The following is a 17,318-nucleotide window of genomic DNA, read 5'->3' as shown; positions in this document are numbered from 1 at the left end:
CTCCCTTATTGCTGCTTGTCGGCACTACCCTGCTGAGCAGGTTGTGCCGAATCGCCAGGCCCAGCCACATTGGTGGCCGGCTTGGTCGTAACCGAAGCACCCGGGCGAATACGCTGCAGGTTTTCCGTAATCAATTGGTCGCCCGCCTTCAGGCCATCGGAGATCAGCCAGTTGGTGCCGATCGTACGCTCGGTCTTCACGGTACGCTGCTCAACCTTGTTGTCCGGCGTAACAACCATCGCTACGGCGTTACCTCTCAGGTCGCGCGAGATGCCCTGCTGTGGCGCCAGGATAGCCGTCTGACGGACTCCTTCCTGCAGTTGCGCACGCACAAACATGCCTGGCAGCAACAAACGGTCAGGGTTGGGAAACTCTGCACGAATGGTAACCGAGCCGGTTCCCTGATCCACTGACACCTCAGAGAACTGCAGCTTGCCCAGATGCTTGTATTCGGAACCGTCTTCCAGCATCAGCTTCACCTGGGCGGCATCCTCACCCGCCCGCTTGATCAGACCGCTGTCCAGCTCACGTCGCAGACGCAGCATCTCGGTACTGGACTGCGTCACGTCCACATAAATGGGATCAAGCTGGTTGATGATGGCCAAGGCAGTCGCCTGATCAGCAGTAACCAGAGCACCTTCTGTCACCAGTGAACGACTGATCTGTCCCGAAATCGGCGCCGTCACCTTGGTATAGGCTAAATTAATCTCTGCAGTACGCAGATCAGCCTTGGCAGTCTCTACCTGGGCTTCGTTCTGCTTGAGAGTCGCCTGGGCGTCATCCGCTTCCTGGCGGCTGATCGCTTCGTCCTTTACCAAGGCAGCATAGCGCTGGGCCTTGAGCCGGTTGGACGCCATGGTCGCCTGCGCCTGTGCCAAAGTGGCCTTGGCTGCATTCAGGTTGGCCTGATAGGTGCGAGGATCGATCTGATAGAGCTGCTGGCCGGCCTTGACCTCAGAACCTTCCTTGAAGTAACGCTTCTGGAGAATACCACCGACCTGAGGTCTGACTTCCGCTACACGGAATGCCGAGGTCCGGCCAGGTAATTCAGTCGTCAGGGTAACCGGCTGTTCCTTGAGCGTAACCACACCCACTTCAACCGCTTGTGGCTGCTGTTGCTGAGCCTGCTGATCCTGATCCTGCTTACCGCATCCATTGAGCGTCAGCGTCGCCAGTAATAAAACCGGGACAAAATAAGCATGCGCCGACTTGATGTGCATATCGGAGTCCTTGAACAAAACCTTTGAATAGGGTGCTAGGCAACGCGACGCTATGCGGCCGCATCATTCTTGGCAGATTCTTGTGATCGCCCAATATACTTACGTACATGGTTGTTTGTAAACAGGAACAAGTCGCCTGCGGGGACTTATCCAAGCGATTGAAAAAACCATTTGGCATCTTGCTCCTGAGCTTTCAACAGACCCGCATTCGATGTGATGCGTTTCATGGTTAACAGGCTAGAGCACTGCTGAACTTGGTTATTTAGCCTAGACAGTGTGCAGAAGTTATGAAGATTTAAAGGCTATTATCACGTTTGTCAGACTAGGCCCATAAAAAAAGCGCAGCCCTTGCGGAACTGCGCTTTGTGTATCGAAATATTTAGTTACTGGCGTACACCTTCCAGTGACAGGGTCAACTCAACCTCTTGCGAAGCCGGACCCAGGTCACGTTGGATGTTGAAATCCTTGAGCTTGAGCTTGGTCGAGCCTTCAAATCCGGCGCGGTAGCCACCCCACGGGTCATTGCCCTGCCCCATCAGCTTGGCCTTGATCACGACAGGCTTGGTCACGCCGTTGAGCGTCAGATTGCCTTCGATGTCAGCTGCATTATCACCTGTCGGCGTCACCTTGGTGGACTCGAAGGTTGCCGTCGGATGCGCTGATACGTTCAGGAAGTCGGCGCTGCGTAAATGCTTGTCACGTTCGGCATGGTTGGTGTCGACGCTATCGGTTTTGATCGTAACCTTCACCTTGTCTGCAGACGGATTTTTTTCGTCATAGGTGAAATTGCCATCAAAATCCTTGAATGTCCCATAGAGCCAGCTGTAGCCCAGGTGCTGAATACGGAACTGGATAAAGGCATGCTGCCCTTCCTTGTCGATCTTGTAATCGGCGGCCATGGCGTGGCCGGCGGTCAACAGTGCAGTTCCCAATGCCAGAGCAGCGAAGCTTTTCTTCAACATCATGATGTCTCCCTTCTGAAATAGGTCACGTCATGCCCGGCGTCGGCCGAACATGCGTAACAATGTGGCATCGCGGTCGATAAAGTGGTGCTTGAGCGCGGCAAGTACATGCAGCCCGCTCAGAATGATCAACGTCCAGGCCAACCAGAGATGAATCGCCCCAGCCCAATCAGCCTGATCACGCAACCCACTGACGGTAGCCGGCACATTGAACCAGCCAAATACGTTGATCGGTTGGCCTTCAGCCGTCGAGATGAAATAACCGGCGACCATAACGCCCAGCATGAGTGCATACAGCGCCAGATGGCCAAACGTGGCAGCCAATTGAGTCGTTCGGCTTCCTTCGATGGCAGGCGGCCGGCTGACGAAACGCCAGACGATACGCATGAGCAGAGCAATCAGCAGAATGATGCCGATGCCCTTGTGAATCTCGGGTGCTCGGTGATACCAGGGACTGTAGTAATCAAGCCCCCGCATCCACAGTCCAAGCCAAAAGAGGGCAACGATGGCGATCGCCATCACCCAATGCAGGGTTACGCTGACAAGCCCATAGCGATGCGGATCGTTACGCCAATTCATCATGAATCTCCTTGTTCATGCTGCTAGCAAGCCTAGCGATAAACGTATCGAAATGAAGCGGAAAAAGTTGCTTTAATCGATCGTTTTATTAGATAGAACAAGATGATAACTCTGGCTGAACGGAAAACGTAGGTGCTAGAGGGGTAAGGCTAGAAGACCGCCCGGCAGGACGCCAGGCGGTGAAACATGTCGTAAATCAATGCATCCAGGAGAACATGCGAGAAAAGAAGCCCTTTTTCTCGTCAGTAGCTTTAGGTGCTGCGTCAGGCGCAAGGCTGGCAGGCTTGGCATCGGTAGGCTTGGTCTCAGGCGCAGCGGATTTGCCTGCTGCGAGATCTTCGACCTGTCGAGCGGCCCGCTGACCGCTGGCCAGGGCGCCTTCCAATGTCCCCGGATGCAGCGCATCGGTATGCTCGCCAGCAAAGACGACGCGCCCCTGAGGCTGCTCCCATACACGCCAGTAACGGCTGACCTGCCCCGGGCCATAGGCCAGATAGGAACCACCTACACCTGGGTCGGTGCTGTAGCGACGCACTTCGTAGCCGGAAAATGCACCGCGAGCCTTGGGATAAAAAGCGTTCAGACGGATCAGGACTTGATCTGCCAACTGGCGATCTCCGAACGCCTGCATCACGCGGGCATTATCACCGGACAGATTGATCAGCACGTTGGCGCCACCTTTCACGGCCGGCTCGATCCACAGCATGCCCAGCCCCTGATCACTATAGATTTCGCCAGACAGACGAGATTTGCTGTCCCAGACCGGCGTCTTGAACTTCAGAAGAATCTGGTCTCTCCATCCATAGTTCGTGCCTTTGAGCGCAGCCCGCTGTGCCTCGGCCAGTTCCGGCGTCATTTGGATCGAGCTTAAGGCACGCAGGGGCACTGCCATGACCACATAATCGGCATGGTACCCCGTAGGCCCTACCTTGACGGTCACGCCATCCTTGTCCTGCGAGATAGCCGACACCTTGGAGTTGGGCTTGAGCGTCTTGATCTGCTTGACAAATGCCTGGGCCAGCACGGTACTACCACCCGGCAGACGGGCCGCACGCAGATCGGCGTCACTGATATCCCGGTAGGCGCGGGTCTGCTGAGCCAGATACAACAGCGACAGGCGCGATGGCTCATCATAGCGGCTACGGATACGCTGATTGATCAGTTTGCGCGCCAATGGCGGTAGGTTCTGCTTATCCAGCCAGCTGGCCACGTTCGTCTGATCCAGTGCGAACAGGCCTTTTCCAGCGGTCGGCTTGAGCGGATCGCTGATTGATGCCGCAAGCTCATCCAGCGCCTTGTCGACGCGCTTGAGTGCAGCGCTCACGTCCGGCATTTTTTGGGCAAGATCTTCTGGCGAATAATACTGCCCGTCGATTAGATAACCCGGTGTGCGCACATAGCTAGGTGCATCGACCGTCTTGATCTTGAAGGTATCCAGATAGCTATTGAGGGCCGGCTGAGCCTTGGCATTACCGATCCACTCACTGGTCGCCAGCGCCGAGCGTCCGCCAACACTGGGCTTGGCTTCAAGTAGCGTCACCTGCCAACCGGCTTTTTGCAGCTCATAGGCCGAGGCCAGACCGGCCATGCCGGCGCCGATTACGATGGCCGACCGGCCATTACCTTTGGCAACAGGCTGCTCCGCTTCCTTTGCGGTCGGTTTTTCCGCATGCTTTTCAACATGCTTTTCCACCTTGCCTGCAGCCAGCGCAGATACGCTGAACAACCCATAAACAGCAAGCGCTCCGAGACGTGCTACACGTACCGACATCTTTCAGACTCCTCAGCCCCAACGGCGGTGCGCAGCATACGCCAGCGAAGCGGCATCCACTAGACGCGCCTTGCTACCGTTCGGAGCATTGCATAGGCTTGCCAGCCAAATGTGTTTGGAGGATGACCTTTATGGGCCTGAATGCCGAGTGGATGCAGCGTGACCTGGATGTGTTGTGGCATCCCTGCACCCAGATGAAAGACCATGAGCGCTTGCCAGTCATCCCGATCAAATCTGGTCGTGGTGTATGGCTGGAAGACTTTGAGGGCAACCGCTATCTTGATGCGGTCAGCTCGTGGTGGGTCAATGTATTTGGTCATGCCAACCCACGTATCAACCAGCGGATCAAGGATCAGGTTGACCAACTGGAGCATGTGATTCTGGCCGGCTTCAGCCACCAGCCAGTGATCGAGTTGTCCGAACGACTGGTACAGCTGACCCCGGCGGGCCTTGATCGCGTCTTCTATGCCGATAACGGATCGTCCTGCATCGAAGTTGCGTTGAAAATGAGCTATCACTACTGGCTCAACAGTGGAAAGCCAGAAAAGAACAAGTTTGTCACCTTGACCAACAGCTACCATGGCGAAACGGTAGCGGCCATGTCGGTAGGCGATGTTGCGCTTTTCACCGAAACCTATAAATCGCTCTTGCTGAATACCTTCAAGGTTCCCAGCCCCGACTGTTACCTGCGCCCGGAAGGCATGGATTGGGAAACGCATTCCCGCGCCATGTTTGCCCATATGGAGCAGACCCTGGCGGAGCATCATCAGGAAGTAGCCGCTGTCATCATCGAACCGCTGATTCAGGGTGCCGGCGGCATGCGCATGTACCATCCGGTTTACCTGAAGCTACTGCGTGAGGCCTGTGACCGCTATGGCGTGCACCTTATCCACGACGAGATCGCCGTCGGCTTTGGCCGTACCGGAACGATGTTTGCGTGCGAGCAGGCCGGTATCCGCCCGGATTTTCTGTGCCTGTCCAAGGCTCTTACAGGCGGCTATCTGCCTCTTGCAGCCTGCCTCACTACAGATGACATCTACCAGGCGTTCTATGATGAATACGATACCCTGCGTGCGTTCCTGCATTCCCACAGCTACACAGGCAACCCGCTGGCCTGCGCCGCAGCCCTGGCAACGCTGGATATCTTTGCAGAAGACAAGGTAATAGACGCCAACCAAACGCTGGCTGCGCGCATGCAACAGGCCACCCGGCATCTGGTGGATCATCCCAATGTCGCCGAAGTGCGCCAGACCGGAATGGCGCTCGCCATCGAGATGGTTCAGGACAAAGCCACCAAGACGCCATTCCCCTGGCAGGAACGACGTGGCCTCAAGGTATTCCAGCATGGACTTACCCGAGGCGCCCTGCTTCGTCCGCTGGGTAACGTGGTCTACTTCTTGCCGCCCTACATCATCACGCCAGAAGAGATTGATTTCCTGGCCGAGGTCGCCAGTGAAGGAATCGACATAGCCACCCGTGAAACCGTACAGGCTCCAGTGAGCGGCTTTCATCCGAATCATCGCGACCCGGGTTGATTCAGCCAAACAAAAAAGCCCCGCACAAGCGGGGCTTTTTCATGAAACCACAGGGTTTACCAGAGACTGGCTTACCAGAGGTTATCGCCCAAGCCATCCAGGTAGCGCTCGACATCCAGCGCAGCCATGCAGCCAGCGCCCGCCGAGGTAATCGCTTGGCGGTAGGTGTGGTCGGCGATATCACCAGCAGCAAACACACCCTCGATGCTGGTTGCCGTAGCATTGGACTCACGGCCGCCCTTGACCACTACATAGCCATCCTTCAGCTCAAGCTGACCTTCGAACAGCGAGGAGTTTGGCGTGTGGCCAATCGCAACGAACAGGCCGGCAACCTGGATTTCATCCATGCTGCCATCGTTGTTCTTCAGGCGAACACCAGTAACGCCCATATTGTCGCCCAGCACTTCGTCTACAGCTGCGTTGAGCTTCAGCTCGATCTTGCCTTCGGCCACACGGGACTTCAGCTTGTCCTGCAGAATCTTTTCAGCGCGGAACGTATCGCGGCGGTGGATCAGCGTAACTTTGCTGGCAATGTTGGCCAGGTAAAGCGCTTCTTCCACAGCAGTGTTACCACCGCCCACTACAGCCACTTCACGATTACGGTAGAAGAAACCGTCACAGGTAGCGCAGGCCGATACGCCCTTGCCCATGAAGCTCTCTTCGCTGGTCAGGCCCAGGTAACGGGCACTGGCGCCGGTTGCGATGATCAGTGCATCACAGGTATAGGTGCCGCTGTCACCCGTGAGGGTGAAAGGTTTGTTGGCCAAATCCACACCGTTGATATGGTCGAACACGATCTCGGTTTCAAAGCGCTGGGCATGCTCACGCATCCGCTCCATCAGCGCAGGCCCTGTCAGATCGTGGGGGTCGCCCGGCCAGTTGTCTACCTCGGTCGTGGTAGTCAGCTGTCCGCCCATCTGCATGCCAGTAATCAGTAACGGCTTGAGGTTGGCGCGTGCAGCATAGACTGCCGCGGTGTAACCGGCAGGGCCGGAACCGAGAATGATGACTCGAGCATGACGAACTTCAGACATGTTTGTCTCCATGCCGCGCATAGGGCGTCGGCACACGTGCTAATAATAAAAAGGGCTGTCGAAGCACCAGGGGAAGGCTTACAAAGTCGACAGCCCGCGAACCGTGCGGGATTTCCCGCTTATTGTCCAGAACCTTGTCTGGATGGCAGGCCCGTGTAGGACCTGCCTGCCCAATAGTTACAGATTATGAGCGTTTTCAGCCAGGTAGTTAGCAACGCCCTCTGCGTCGGCCTTCATACCTTTCTGCCCCTTGCGCCAGCCAGCCGGGCAGACTTCGCCATGCTCTTCAGTGAACTGCAGTGCCTCAACCAGACGCACCATCTCATCCACTTCCCGGCCCAGCGGCAGGTTGTTGACCACTTGATGCTGCACGACGCCTTCCTTGTCGATCAGGAAAGACGCTCGCAACGCCACGCCATCCGAATGCTCGATGCCATAGGCGCGAACTACTTCGTGCTTGACGTCAGCCACCATGGTGAACTCGACCGGGCCAATGCCGCCCTTCTCTACTGGCGTATTACGCCAGGCGTAGTGCGTGTAGGTAGAGTCAATGGACACACCAACGACCTCTACGCCCAGCTCACGGAATTTAGCGATGCGGTTATTGTGGGCAATGATTTCCGACGGGCAAACAAAGGTGAAATCCAGCGGCCAGAAGAACAGCACAACGTATTTGCCACGCAAAGTGGACAGCTGGAAGTTCTCGACGATAGTACCGTTAGCTAGAACAGCTGGAGCTGTAAAATCCGGGGCCTGCTTGTTTACCAGAACGCTCATTAGCCTCTCCTTAACGCGATAAGGCAGCAGCCTACGCGGCTTGCCGCTTTGGATAAAATGGCGAGTTTCAATCCAAATCATAGGCATAACCTATGCGGACCCGCCTGATGTCGGACACTATGGTACGCCACAACGCACAACCCTAGAATCACGTCACGGCTGTTTACAGGTCACTATTGGCATTCGACCGTAATAAGGCTTCATTATTGCGCTCTTACTCGCTACCGGAGTTTTGAATGAGCAAGCCTTTATCCGGCCTTTTGTATTTCAGTGAAGGCCTGAAACTGATCCTGCGGCCTGGCCTGCGTCGCTTTGTCGTGCTGCCCCTGTCGATCAATCTCATCCTGTTCATCGCAACGATCAGCTTTGCGCTAAGCAAGTTCAATGGCTGGGTGCATCATCTGATGCCCTCCATTCCTTCATACTTAAGCTTTCTGGATTATGTACTGGTACCGTTGCTGTACGTTTTTTTCTTCGTACTCGTCCTGTTCATAATCTATTTCACGTTCACCATGGTGGCTAACATCATTGCAGCGCCTTTCAATGGCTTTCTCTCTGAGAAGGTTGAGGTCGTGGTACGTGGCCAGGACGACTTCCCGCCGTTCAGCACGGGAGAGTTAGTTGCCATGATTCCCCGAACCATGGTGCGGGAATTCAAAAAACTGCGGTACTACCTGCCCCGCGCACTGGGGTTATTGGTGCTCTCGTTCATTCCAGGACTTAATCTGATTGCTCCACCGCTTTGGCTGCTGTTTGGCGTCTGGATGATGGCGGTGCAGTACATCGACTATCCAGCGGACAACCATAAGCTGGGCTTTACCGAATTGCTGGCCTGGTTACGTAGCAAGCGGACACGCTGCCTGGGATTTGGCGGAATTACGTACCTGGCCCTTTTGGTCCCGGTCGTGAACGTGCTGTTCATGCCTGCAGCAGTGGCCGGCGCGACGCTGTTCTGGGTCAGAGAGGGTGGCGCAAAGGCATTGCCTGCAGCGGGGGAGCCTCGGTAACTGTGCGGCTCGCCCCGCCGCCTTTGCGCTAGGGAAGCGCTTTCTCGATGGCCTGAACCAGATTGGGATCATCCGGCGCAGTTCGTGGGCTGAAACGAGCCAGAACCCGGCCATCGGGACCTACCAGGAATTTCTCGAAATTCCAGGTGATCTCTCCGGGAAACTCCGCACCTTCACCAGCCAACTGCCGGTACAGGGTATGACGTGTCGGGCCGTTTACCTCGATCTTGCTCGACAGGGGAAACGACACGCCATAGTTCGTGCTACAGAATTGTTGAATATCCGCATCGCTTCCAGGCTCCTGGCCTGCGAATTGATTGCATGGAATGCCCAGGATGACCAACCCGCGGTCGCGGTAGGTCTGATACAGCGATTCCAGGCCCGCATATTGCGGGGTCAATCCGCATTTGGATGCCACATTAACCACCAACACCACCTTGCCTTTGTAAGGTGCCAGAGGGAGATCCTTCCCATCCAGCCCTTGCAAGGTGAGATCGTGGAACGCACTCATGATGTGCTCCTTGTGAATACAGTAGGCGTAAAAAAAGCGTCCGACCGGGCTGTTCCCTTTCGGACGCTCTCGCTTGGACATTCTAGTGTGGGTTCGTTCCCGCCACACCAGGATTTCCGTCGCGTTTTAGTGCTGATGACCACCTTCACCGTGTACGTGACCGTGAGCGACTTCTTCAGAAGAGGCATCACGCACGTTCACAACCTTGACCTTGAAGTTCAGGCGCTGGCCAGCCAGCGGGTGGTTGCCGTCAACGGTCACGTCATCGCCATCGATGTCGCGCACGGTAACGATCTGCATGCCGCCGTCTGGACCGGAAGCGTGGAACTGCATGCCCACTTCCAGCTCGTCCACACCTTCGAACATGCTGCGGTTCAGGGTAGCGACCAGCTCAGGGCTGTACTCGCCATACGCATCTTCAGGCTCGACGGCAACGTTGAGTTCATCGCCAGCCTGCTTGCCTTCGAGCGAACGCTCAAGGCCCGGAATGATGTTGCCTGCACCGTGCAGGTATACCAGCGGGGCGCCGCCAGCGGAACTGTCGATAACCTCACCGGCGTCGTTGGTCAGGGTATAGTCGATGGAGACCGCTTTGTTGGCCGCAATCTGCATGGTAAAAACCTTTGAATAAGATGAATGAAAGGTCAAGTGTACGCGGCAATCGCCCCGATTGCGACCCACCGCCATCAAAGCAGACGAGTGTCATTCTGGATTTTTATCAGGATGAAGAGGGTCATTGGGTAGTTTTATTGAGTTGTGGACACAGCCAGCACCTCCGCCACGACCCGCCCTGGCAAACCCGTACCTGGGTAACCGACGAGGCGCAGCGCTTGAAGCATATCGGACAATCATTTCCATGCGGCTGGTGCGCCAAAAGCTGAGTAGCATGAGGCCAATCCGGTTTAATCCTGCCGTGAGCGCTTATGAAGCATGTCTCCCGACGCTGGCTTGTTTTATGATTTGCCGCCTTTTTGCTGTTGGGAACGCTTGATGCTTCATTATCTACCTAGCTTGGTCCGTGGTCTTGTGGGCGGTCTGCTCCTGGCGGCCAACACCCTGTTCTGGTGCTGGCCGCTGTTTGCCGTAACGCTACTCAAGCTGTGCCTGCCCTTCCCGACTGCACAACGGCTGTCCAGACGCCTCATGAATGCCATCCACGAGGCCTGGATCAGTGGCAATCATCTCTGGATTCGCCTGACGGGTCGCATCCACTGGGATGTCCGCGGGCTCGCCAGCCTCGATTACAAACACTCCTATCTGGTGACCAGTAACCATCAGAGTTGGGTTGATATCTTTGCGCTCCAGTACCTGATGAATCGCCATATCCGTCCGCTCAAGTTCTTCCTCAAACAAGAGCTTATCTGGGTGCCTGTCATTGGATTGTGCTGGTGGGCACTCGACTTTCCCTTCATGAAGCGCTATTCGAAAGCGTATCTGGCCCGCCATCCCGAAAAGCGTGGCAAGGACCTTGAGACTACGCGTCGGGCCTGCGCGCGCTTTCGCGATACGGCGGTGGGAATCTTCAATTTTCTGGAAGGAACCCGTTTCACCCAGGCCAAACATGACGCCCAGCGCGCGCCGTATCGTCACTTGTTGAGCCCGCGTGCGGGCGGTATCGCCTTTGTGCTGGATGCGATGGGAGAGCAGCTGCATTCGCTGGTCAACGTTACCATCCACTATCCCAACGGAACGCCGAGCCTTTGGGATCTGCTCTCCGGCCGGATTGCAGCCATTGTCGTGCGTGTCGAAGAGATTGCCATCCCCGCAGCCTTTCTGGGCAAGAGCTACGACCTGGACAGCGAATACCGCGCAGCCTTCCAGGCCTGGGTTAACCAGCTTTGGACAGCCAAGGATGAACTGCTGGAGCGGCTACATCAGGAGTATCCGCCCAAGCATTACCTTCATGCAGGCAAGCGATAGTCTTCCTGCGTCATTAGGTCGATCCCGCACTCCAGGGTTTCGATCCAGTCCAGAAACGCCTTGATCACGGGCGGCGACGCAAAGGGCCGCCCGTGCTGAGGCACAATCATGGCAACATTCATTTCCCTGACCATGCCTGCCCATAGCCGGCAGGCTTTGTTGCAGGCCATGTAGCGTCGATGAAAGCACTCCATGCTGGGCATGTGAGCCTCGAAGTTCTCGACCGGTGCCGCGTCATCCACGAGTGAGGCGCCCATATCGCCCGAAAAGAGAATTCGACTGACAGGATCGTATAGCTGGAAATTACCGACTGAATGTAGAAAGTGGGCGGGAACAGCCATGAGGGTGCATCGGCCCAGCCGGAAAGATTGGCCCCGATCAGGCAAGGGTATGATTCGCTCAAAGACCGACAGGTTGTGACTAATGGACAGATAGCCAGCCGTCAAATGAGGCAGAAAGCGTGCCCACAGCTTCGAGCAGATGACCTGAGCCCGCGTATGCAGCAGCCATTTGTCCAGCGCCGCGATAATGTCGGGATCCTGGTGCGATGCAAAGATATAGGTCAGATCCTGCAGCGGAATATGCCTGGACAGCTCCAGCGACAGCGGCGTATAGGTCAGATCACCGCCGGGATCGAACAGCAGGTATTCATCATGATCGATGATGAGAAACTGGTTGGATTGCACTCCGTCTCCTGTAACCAGGCTATCGAAGCACAAACATTTATGGGAGCCGTTATCAAACAGCACAATGGGATCGCGGCGCATAGGGACCTCGCGTAATAGCGCGGTGACTCTATGCGCACAAGCCGTTGCGCATGTTGACCTGAATCAATAGCGATCCCGCTGCGCCTGACGAACGAACGCCAGCAGTTCGGGATAAAAGTCAAAGAAGTCCTGCTCAAGCAACGCATAACGCGCTTCTACTTCCGCAAAGGCGCCCTCAAAGAGTACAGGCCGGGACAGTCGACTCGCCATACCATTGATGACCTGTTCGATGATCCCGAACTCCTGATAACTGCCTAGCCAGTCCTGAGCTGCCATACGCGGCGCGATCCTCGCCAGCCTTGGCGGCAAATCAGGCTCCGACAGCAGAATACGATAGAACCGCGCAATAAAAGCCTCTAATGGCTGGTCGGCGTAAGCAGTCCAATGCCGGCTGAGGCAGTGATCGAAAAAGACATCGACCAGGATACCGCTGACGCGCCGGCGCGCCTCGGGAAAGCGTGCACGGGCACGATCGATCAAGGGATGGCTGTCGGTAAAGGCATCAATACGGCGATGCAGGCGGATAGCCTGTTCGATAGCCAAGGGCCAGCGATTATCGAGAGGACCTTTGACGAAGTCACCGTAAAGACTTCCCAGCAGCTGTTCACGATCTGAACCGCCAAGATGAAGATGAGCGAGATAATTCATACCTGTCAGCTTACTACCTTGCCCCTGCGCCAGGGGCTTCTGCTAGGCTGGCAGTTCCGGCCAATAATCATAAGGACACCCCATGAGCCTAGCCCGTCGTGCCGCCTTTCTGGATTATGCCTCATTGGACCTGGGAGATCTGGATCCAGCTCCGTTGAAGGCAGTCTTCAGCGAATTCCACGTCTATCCGGCCACCGCGCCTGACGAGATTATCGAGCGCCTGCAGACGGTGGAGGTGGCTATCGTGAACAAGGTCAGCCTGACCGCTGACTGCCTTTCTGCATGCCCATCGCTCAAGCTGGTACTGGTCAGCGCCACCGGCACCAATAATGTGGATCTGGACGCAGCACGCCAATATGGGATAACCGTCTGCAATTGTCAGGGGTACGGCACGCCTTCCGTTGCACAACACACACTCGCGCTCCTGCTGGCCCTGGCCACGCGACTGTCGGATTATCAGCGCGATGTTCAGGCTGGACGTTGGCAGGAAGCCAAGCAGTTCTGCCTGCTCGACTATCCCATCATGGAGTTGGAAGGCAAGACGCTTGGCATCCTGGGTCACGGTGAGCTTGGCGGTGCAGTTGCTCGCCTGGCGGAAGCATTTGGCATGCGTATCCTGCTGGGTCAGTTGCCTGGACGGCCAGTGCGCGAAGGCTATATACCGCTGGAAGCGCTACTGCCCCAGGTAGACGCGTTGAGCCTGCATTGCCCCCTTACCGACGCCACGCGCAACCTGATCGATGCTCCGCAACTGGCTGCCATGAAGTCCACCGCTTTTCTGATCAATACGGCTCGAGGCGGTATCGTGAACGAACAGGCATTGGCCGACTGCCTGCGGAGCGGTCATCTGGGAGGCGCTGCCACGGACGTCCTCACCCAGGAGCCGCCAAAAGACGGAAATCCCCTCCTCGCCCACGACATTCCCAGGCTTATCGTGACGCCTCATAATGCATGGGGAAGCCGGGAGGCTCGCCAGCGGATCATCGGTCAGCTGACCGATAACGCAACCGCCTTTTTTGCGGGCGCGCCGACTCGCACGGTCTGCTAAGCTTCGCGCTTTTTTACCGAGGACGCCCATGGATCCACGCAGCGAAGTCCTGCTCCGTCAGCCCGAGCATTTTCAAGGCCGAACCTTGCTGGCAGGATTACCTGCAGATGATCTATTGAGCCACCTCCCGGAGGCACATGGCTGGACCTGGCATGCAGGCGATGAGGCCTATTTCCAGGCTCGCTTTCCCGGGAGAGTCGACTTCGGAACCTCTACACCTGCTCAGCCATACGATACCGCCGTACTGTTCCTGCCCAAGTCCAGAGAGCTGACGGATTACCTGCTCAGCGTCTTGGCGGCCATGGTCCCTCAAGGGGCAGTGTATGTGGTAGGCGAAAAGCGGGGTGGAATCGAGCGGGCTGCCAAACAGCTGGCTCTGCTGGGCGCCGCCAGCAAGCTGGACAATGCTCGGCACTGTCAGTTGTGGAAGGTCTCACATCCCGAGGCAGCCCCCGTCATGCTGCATGAGCGGGCCGAGCGCTTCGAGCTGGATGTTGCCGGTTCAATGCTTCATGTAGTCAGCCTGCCAGGTGTGTTCAGCCACGGGCGGCTCGACAAGGGGAGCGCCCTTCTGCTCGAACACCTCGATAATCTACCTGCTGGTGCGCTGCTGGATTTCGGATGCGGCGCAGGTGTAGTAGGTGCATCGCTCAAACAGCGCTATCCCCACAATGACCTTCATATGCTCGACGTGGATGCGTTTGCGGTAGAGAGTAGCCGCCTGACCTTGGCTGCCAACAGGCTGAACGGCACCGTATTGGCTGGCGACGGTATCGCTGCGGCGCCCATTGGGCTGGCCGCCATTATCAGCAACCCGCCGTTTCACCAGGGCGTACACACTCATTATCAAGCCAGCGAGACCCTGCTACGCGAAGCCGTCCATCACCTGCGCCCAGGCGGCGAGCTGCGTATTGTGGCCAACAGCTTTCTCAGGTATCCCCCACTGATCGAGCAACATCTGGGGCCCTGCAAGGTGTTGGCAGAGCGTGACGGCTTTCGTATCTACCAGGCCTTCCGCTGCTGATAGAGACAGCGTATCGCTCTTTTGAATTGCACCTGCCTGGATGTTTGGGCAGAATGCGCGCCGTCCTAGGGGAGTAGTCTCTGGCCATCAGCGCCAGGCGTCCGTCAACATACTTGGTCCTCGACCATGGCGTTCGCGACCTGCGGGTTTGACAAGACCTATGACATGCAGCCTTTACCCGGGGTGGGAAGGCATGCATGTCATTTGTCTAATTAATGCCCGCCCCTTTTGGAAACCTGATGGAATCCCTGTTAGTCCCTACGCTGGTCGTCGCCCTTGCAGAAATAGGTGACAAGACTCAGCTGCTTGCTCTGCTGCTGGCTGCCCGATTTCGTAAGCCCTGGCCTATCATTATGGGAATGGTGGCTTCGACGCTGGCCAACCACTTTGTTGCCGGCGCCGTTGGCAGCTGGGTCAGCCGCTTCTTCAGCGAGACGGCCCTGAGTTGGATTCTGGCGATTTCATTTGTAGCCGTCGCCCTCTGGACGCTGATCCCGGACAAGCTGGACGAAGATGAGGCATCGGGCCTTAAAAAGAGCTCTGGACCTTTCCTGACAACGCTGGTGGCGTTCTTCCTGGCGGAAATGGGAGACAAGACACAAGTCGCCACGGTGATGCTGGCGGCCCAATACCCTCATTTCATTCTGGTCGTCATGGGCACGACACTGGGCATGCTTGTGGCCAACGTACCCGTTGTACTCGCAGGCAACTTTGCCGCTGACCGACTGCCATTGGTGTTGATCCGCCGACTCGCCTCTACGGCATTCGGCATCCTGGCTCTCGCGGCGGCTTATCACGCGCTTGAGCTAAGCGGTGCGTTCTAATTATTCCTTTCTGAGCATAAAAAAGCCCCGGCTATCAGCAGCCGGGGCTTCTGGTTCTCGATAGCCGACCTGTCACGACTTACGGCTGGCCTCATAGAACGGCATGACCTTGGGAATGGCAGCCTCCAGATTGCTCATCCGCTTGTCATCGGACGGGTGGGTGCTGAGTATCTCTGGTGACTGGTTACCATTACTCAGCTTGGCCATCTTCTGCCAGAGCGTCACGGCGGCATTGGGGTTATAGCCCGAGCGCGCGGCCAGTTCGAGCCCGATGAGATCTGCCTCGTTCTCGTTGGAACGGCTGAACGGCAAAGTCAGACTAACCTGGGTAACCTGATCCGCCACCTGCATACCACCCTGGCCAATACCCAGCAGCGCCCCGCCGATATTCTGACCCATCTCGATGGCATAGGCACGGGACATCTGCTCGCGGCTGTGTTCACGCAGTGCATGGGCAATCTCATGCCCGATCACGGCTGCCAGTTCGTCGTCCGTAGGCTTTAGCTGATCAAGCAGGCCGGTGTAGACAAAGATCTTTCCACCCGGGCCACAGTTGGCATTCACTTCATCATTCTGGAGCACGTTGACCTGCCAATCCCAGTTGGCCGCATCCGCCCGCAGCGCAGACGTATGAGCAATCAACTGCTTGGCTATTGCTTGTACTCGCTTGCCCTGAGCCGTATCGTTGGCCAGCTTGCCGGCGTTTTTCGCCTCGGTAACCGTCTTCTGGTACGACTGCGAGTACATCTGGTTGACCTGATCAGCCGACAACATGCTGAACATATACTGCTTACGCTCAACCCCAACAGCATTTCCGCTAGTGGTATTCACCGCCTGACATGCGCTGAGCAGTACTGAAAGCGAAAGACCGACGATGGGTAAAACACGACGCATGACACTCTCCTGATTGCGCGACTGCGCAGATGGTAGGTCGCGCCGCCAGTCTCGACAACTCCTACCGACCAAGCGACGAGTGACACGGCTAGCAGTTCGGCATTGCCAGCCCAACGCCTAAAGCGGCGTCAGGCATTCCGGCCCGTCTACCGAGGGATCATTCACAATACCGGCAAGCACTCTCTCACGCAGCGGCATTGAGGGCTTCAGCAGGATCTCATTCAGGACACGCGGCTCTGTTGTGGGCGACAGCCAGGCGTCCCGTTCGGCCTCGGCCAGCACCAGCGGGCGACGGAGTCCTCCGGCGGGCTGAGTCAGCATGGCCACACTCAAATAGACCTGCCCCATGACCGGATAGGCCTCCCAGATGCCTGCAAAGAAAGCCAACGGCTCGCCATTGATCATCCAGAAGGCCCGCTTGCGCGAAGTCCCTCGCCATTCATAAAACCCATTGGCCAGTAACAGGCAGCGGCGCTGGGCAAATGCTTCGCGAAACATAGGCTGATCCGCTACCGTTTCCGCCCGGGCATGGGTGGGCGTGCGCGAGAGATCCGTGAGCCAGGCGGGCGTCAGGCCCCAACGGCCACTGTCGACGCGACACTCGCCCTCATGGTGCCGCATGAATAGCACCTGGGCATGGGGAGAGATGTTCCAGCGCGGCTGATAGTCCGCTGGAAAACCGGTCATCCGAGTTACCTCGGGAGGCCAGCGAAACAAGGCGTAGCGTCCAGACATACACAACCAGGCAAGAAAACAAACAGAGCGATTCGGTTCGCCTTTTCAGGCAAAGCCGACTA

18 protein-coding genes, 1 pseudogene and 1 riboswitch are annotated in these 17,318 nt (G+C 56.8%); of the genes and pseudogenes, 7 read left to right on the top strand and 12 right to left on the bottom strand.

Going from position 1 to position 17,318, the window contains the following annotated elements; all coding sequences use genetic code 11:
- Positions 1-5: 5 nt before the first annotated feature.
- The 4 genes from JQR86_RS03860 to JQR86_RS03845 form a co-directional block, all read right to left on the bottom strand.
- Positions 6-1,220 (bottom strand): efflux RND transporter periplasmic adaptor subunit, encoded by a 1,215-nt coding sequence (locus tag JQR86_RS03860; RefSeq protein WP_010795579.1) that lies wholly within the window; start codon positions 1,218-1,220, stop codon positions 6-8.
- 383 nt (positions 1,221-1,603) lie between these two features.
- On the bottom strand, positions 1,604-2,182 hold the full coding sequence (locus tag JQR86_RS03855) for a YceI family protein (RefSeq protein WP_026003820.1): 579 nt from the start codon (positions 2,180-2,182) through the stop codon (positions 1,604-1,606).
- A 30-nt stretch (positions 2,183-2,212) separates the two neighbouring features.
- Positions 2,213-2,761 (bottom strand): cytochrome b, encoded by a 549-nt coding sequence (locus JQR86_RS03850; protein WP_010795581.1) that lies wholly within the window; start codon positions 2,759-2,761, stop codon positions 2,213-2,215.
- Between the two features lie 196 nt (positions 2,762-2,957).
- Positions 2,958-4,532: a flavin monoamine oxidase family protein gene (locus JQR86_RS03845; protein WP_434154367.1), complete on the bottom strand. Its 1,575-nt coding sequence runs from the start codon at positions 4,530-4,532 to the stop codon at positions 2,958-2,960.
- 131 nt (positions 4,533-4,663) lie between these two features.
- On the opposite strand from JQR86_RS03845, the gene JQR86_RS03840 reads away from it, so the two are divergent.
- On the top strand, positions 4,664-6,067 hold the full coding sequence (locus JQR86_RS03840; protein WP_407362248.1) for an adenosylmethionine--8-amino-7-oxononanoate transaminase: 1,404 nt from the start codon (positions 4,664-4,666) through the stop codon (positions 6,065-6,067).
- 71 nt (positions 6,068-6,138) lie between these two features.
- Here the strand turns inward: JQR86_RS03840 and trxB are convergent, their stop codons facing one another.
- Together trxB and JQR86_RS03830 are read right to left on the bottom strand one after the other, a co-directional pair.
- Entirely contained in the window at positions 6,139-7,101 is a 963-nt protein-coding gene (trxB, locus tag JQR86_RS03835; RefSeq protein WP_010795584.1) for a thioredoxin-disulfide reductase, read from the bottom strand.
- Positions 7,102-7,278: 177 nt separating this feature from the next.
- Positions 7,279-7,878 (bottom strand): peroxiredoxin, encoded by a 600-nt coding sequence (locus JQR86_RS03830; RefSeq protein ID WP_010795585.1) that lies wholly within the window; start codon positions 7,876-7,878, stop codon positions 7,279-7,281.
- A 236-nt stretch (positions 7,879-8,114) separates the two neighbouring features.
- On the opposite strand from JQR86_RS03830, the gene cysZ reads away from it, so the two are divergent.
- Positions 8,115-8,885: a sulfate transporter CysZ gene (gene cysZ, locus JQR86_RS03825; protein WP_434154366.1), complete on the top strand. Its 771-nt coding sequence runs from the start codon at positions 8,115-8,117 to the stop codon at positions 8,883-8,885.
- Between the two features lie 28 nt (positions 8,886-8,913).
- Here the strand turns inward: cysZ and JQR86_RS03820 are convergent, their stop codons facing one another.
- Both JQR86_RS03820 and JQR86_RS03815 read right to left on the bottom strand, forming a co-directional pair.
- A complete protein-coding gene (locus JQR86_RS03820; protein WP_010795587.1) occupies positions 8,914-9,396 on the bottom strand; it encodes a glutathione peroxidase in 483 nt (160 codons plus the stop codon).
- Positions 9,397-9,522: 126 nt separating this feature from the next.
- Entirely contained in the window at positions 9,523-10,008 is a 486-nt protein-coding gene (locus tag JQR86_RS03815; protein ID WP_010795588.1) for an FKBP-type peptidyl-prolyl cis-trans isomerase, read from the bottom strand.
- Here JQR86_RS03815 and JQR86_RS03810 point away from each other — a divergent pair.
- Positions 9,977-10,277, top strand: a pseudogene (locus JQR86_RS03810) (DUF3565 domain-containing protein). The gene JQR86_RS03815 and the pseudogene JQR86_RS03810 overlap by 32 nt on opposite strands.
- Positions 10,278-10,386: 109 nt before the next feature.
- Positions 10,387-11,316, top strand: a complete 930-nt coding sequence (locus JQR86_RS03805) for an acyltransferase (RefSeq protein ID WP_010795589.1) — start codon at positions 10,387-10,389, stop codon at positions 11,314-11,316.
- Here the strand turns inward: JQR86_RS03805 and JQR86_RS03800 are convergent.
- Together JQR86_RS03800 and JQR86_RS03795 are read right to left on the bottom strand one after the other, a co-directional pair.
- Positions 11,298-12,083 (bottom strand): MBL fold metallo-hydrolase, encoded by a 786-nt coding sequence (locus JQR86_RS03800; RefSeq protein ID WP_312509512.1) that lies wholly within the window; start codon positions 12,081-12,083, stop codon positions 11,298-11,300. The genes JQR86_RS03805 and JQR86_RS03800 overlap by 19 nt on opposite strands.
- 63 nt (positions 12,084-12,146) lie before the next feature.
- The gene (locus JQR86_RS03795) at positions 12,147-12,731 is read right to left on the bottom strand and encodes an ACP phosphodiesterase (protein WP_404627211.1); all 585 of its coding nucleotides are present in this window, start codon (positions 12,729-12,731) and stop codon (positions 12,147-12,149) included.
- An 82-nt stretch (positions 12,732-12,813) separates the two neighbouring features.
- Between JQR86_RS03795 and JQR86_RS03790 the strand changes: the two genes are divergently transcribed.
- The 3 genes from JQR86_RS03790 (at position 12,814) to JQR86_RS03780 (ending at position 15,627) form a co-directional block, all read left to right on the top strand.
- Entirely contained in the window at positions 12,814-13,779 is a 966-nt protein-coding gene (locus JQR86_RS03790) for a 2-hydroxyacid dehydrogenase (RefSeq protein WP_010795592.1), read from the top strand.
- A gap of 28 nt (positions 13,780-13,807) precedes the next feature.
- Entirely contained in the window at positions 13,808-14,803 is a 996-nt protein-coding gene (locus tag JQR86_RS03785) for a methyltransferase (protein WP_434154364.1), read from the top strand.
- Positions 14,804-14,859: 56 nt separating this feature from the next.
- Positions 14,860-15,026: riboswitch (yybP-ykoY riboswitch) on the top strand.
- A 16-nt stretch (positions 15,027-15,042) separates the two neighbouring features.
- On the top strand, positions 15,043-15,627 hold the full coding sequence (locus JQR86_RS03780; RefSeq protein WP_239382603.1) for a TMEM165/GDT1 family protein: 585 nt from the start codon (positions 15,043-15,045) through the stop codon (positions 15,625-15,627).
- Positions 15,628-15,699: 72 nt separating this feature from the next.
- On the opposite strand, the gene JQR86_RS03775 is transcribed toward JQR86_RS03780, so the two are convergent.
- Both JQR86_RS03775 and JQR86_RS03770 read right to left on the bottom strand, forming a co-directional pair.
- Positions 15,700-16,521 carry a M48 family metallopeptidase gene (locus JQR86_RS03775; RefSeq protein WP_010795595.1) on the bottom strand — a complete coding sequence of 274 codons (822 nt, stop codon included), beginning with the start codon at positions 16,519-16,521 and terminating at the stop codon, positions 15,700-15,702.
- A gap of 117 nt (positions 16,522-16,638) precedes the next feature.
- The gene (locus JQR86_RS03770; protein ID WP_074822390.1) at positions 16,639-17,256 is read right to left on the bottom strand and encodes an SOS response-associated peptidase; all 618 of its coding nucleotides are present in this window, start codon (positions 17,254-17,256) and stop codon (positions 16,639-16,641) included.
- Between the last annotated feature and the right edge of the window lie 62 nt (positions 17,257-17,318).

The sequence above is a fragment of the Pseudomonas sp. JZ134 genome (assembly GCF_051027695.1).
In the GTDB taxonomy this organism is placed as follows: Bacteria; Pseudomonadota; Gammaproteobacteria; order Pseudomonadales; family Pseudomonadaceae; genus Chryseomonas; species Chryseomonas luteola.
The sequence above is the reverse complement of the archived record's forward strand: the minus strand, read 5'-3'. Positions and strand labels throughout refer to the sequence as shown.

Excerpts from the sequence above, each read along its gene's own strand:
- JQR86_RS03860 (WP_010795579.1), bottom strand. The coding sequence starts at position 1,220 with ATGCACATCAAGTCGGCGCATGCTTATTTTGTCCCGGTTTTATTACTG.
- JQR86_RS03855 (WP_026003820.1), bottom strand. The coding sequence starts at position 2,182 with ATGTTGAAGAAAAGCTTCGCTGCTCTGGCATTGGGAACTGCACTGTTG.
- JQR86_RS03850 (WP_010795581.1), bottom strand. The coding sequence starts at position 2,761 with ATGAATTGGCGTAACGATCCGCATCGCTATGGGCTTGTCAGCGTAACC.
- JQR86_RS03845 (WP_434154367.1), bottom strand. The coding sequence starts at position 4,532 with ATGTCGGTACGTGTAGCACGTCTCGGAGCGCTTGCTGTTTATGGGTTG.
- JQR86_RS03840 (WP_407362248.1), top strand. The coding sequence starts at position 4,664 with ATGGGCCTGAATGCCGAGTGGATGCAGCGTGACCTGGATGTGTTGTGG.
- trxB (WP_010795584.1), bottom strand. The coding sequence starts at position 7,101 with ATGTCTGAAGTTCGTCATGCTCGAGTCATCATTCTCGGTTCCGGCCCT.
- JQR86_RS03830 (WP_010795585.1), bottom strand. The coding sequence starts at position 7,878 with ATGAGCGTTCTGGTAAACAAGCAGGCCCCGGATTTTACAGCTCCAGCT.
- cysZ (WP_434154366.1), top strand. The coding sequence starts at position 8,115 with ATGAGCAAGCCTTTATCCGGCCTTTTGTATTTCAGTGAAGGCCTGAAA.
- JQR86_RS03820 (WP_010795587.1), bottom strand. The coding sequence starts at position 9,396 with ATGAGTGCGTTCCACGATCTCACCTTGCAAGGGCTGGATGGGAAGGAT.
- JQR86_RS03815 (WP_010795588.1), bottom strand. The coding sequence starts at position 10,008 with ATGCAGATTGCGGCCAACAAAGCGGTCTCCATCGACTATACCCTGACC.
- JQR86_RS03805 (WP_010795589.1), top strand. The coding sequence starts at position 10,387 with ATGCTTCATTATCTACCTAGCTTGGTCCGTGGTCTTGTGGGCGGTCTG.
- JQR86_RS03800 (WP_312509512.1), bottom strand. The coding sequence starts at position 12,083 with ATGCGCCGCGATCCCATTGTGCTGTTTGATAACGGCTCCCATAAATGT.
- JQR86_RS03795 (WP_404627211.1), bottom strand. The coding sequence starts at position 12,731 with ATGAATTATCTCGCTCATCTTCATCTTGGCGGTTCAGATCGTGAACAG.
- JQR86_RS03790 (WP_010795592.1), top strand. The coding sequence starts at position 12,814 with ATGAGCCTAGCCCGTCGTGCCGCCTTTCTGGATTATGCCTCATTGGAC.
- JQR86_RS03785 (WP_434154364.1), top strand. The coding sequence starts at position 13,808 with ATGGATCCACGCAGCGAAGTCCTGCTCCGTCAGCCCGAGCATTTTCAA.
- JQR86_RS03780 (WP_239382603.1), top strand. The coding sequence starts at position 15,043 with ATGGAATCCCTGTTAGTCCCTACGCTGGTCGTCGCCCTTGCAGAAATA.
- JQR86_RS03775 (WP_010795595.1), bottom strand. The coding sequence starts at position 16,521 with ATGCGTCGTGTTTTACCCATCGTCGGTCTTTCGCTTTCAGTACTGCTC.
- JQR86_RS03770 (WP_074822390.1), bottom strand. The coding sequence starts at position 17,256 with ATGTCTGGACGCTACGCCTTGTTTCGCTGGCCTCCCGAGGTAACTCGG.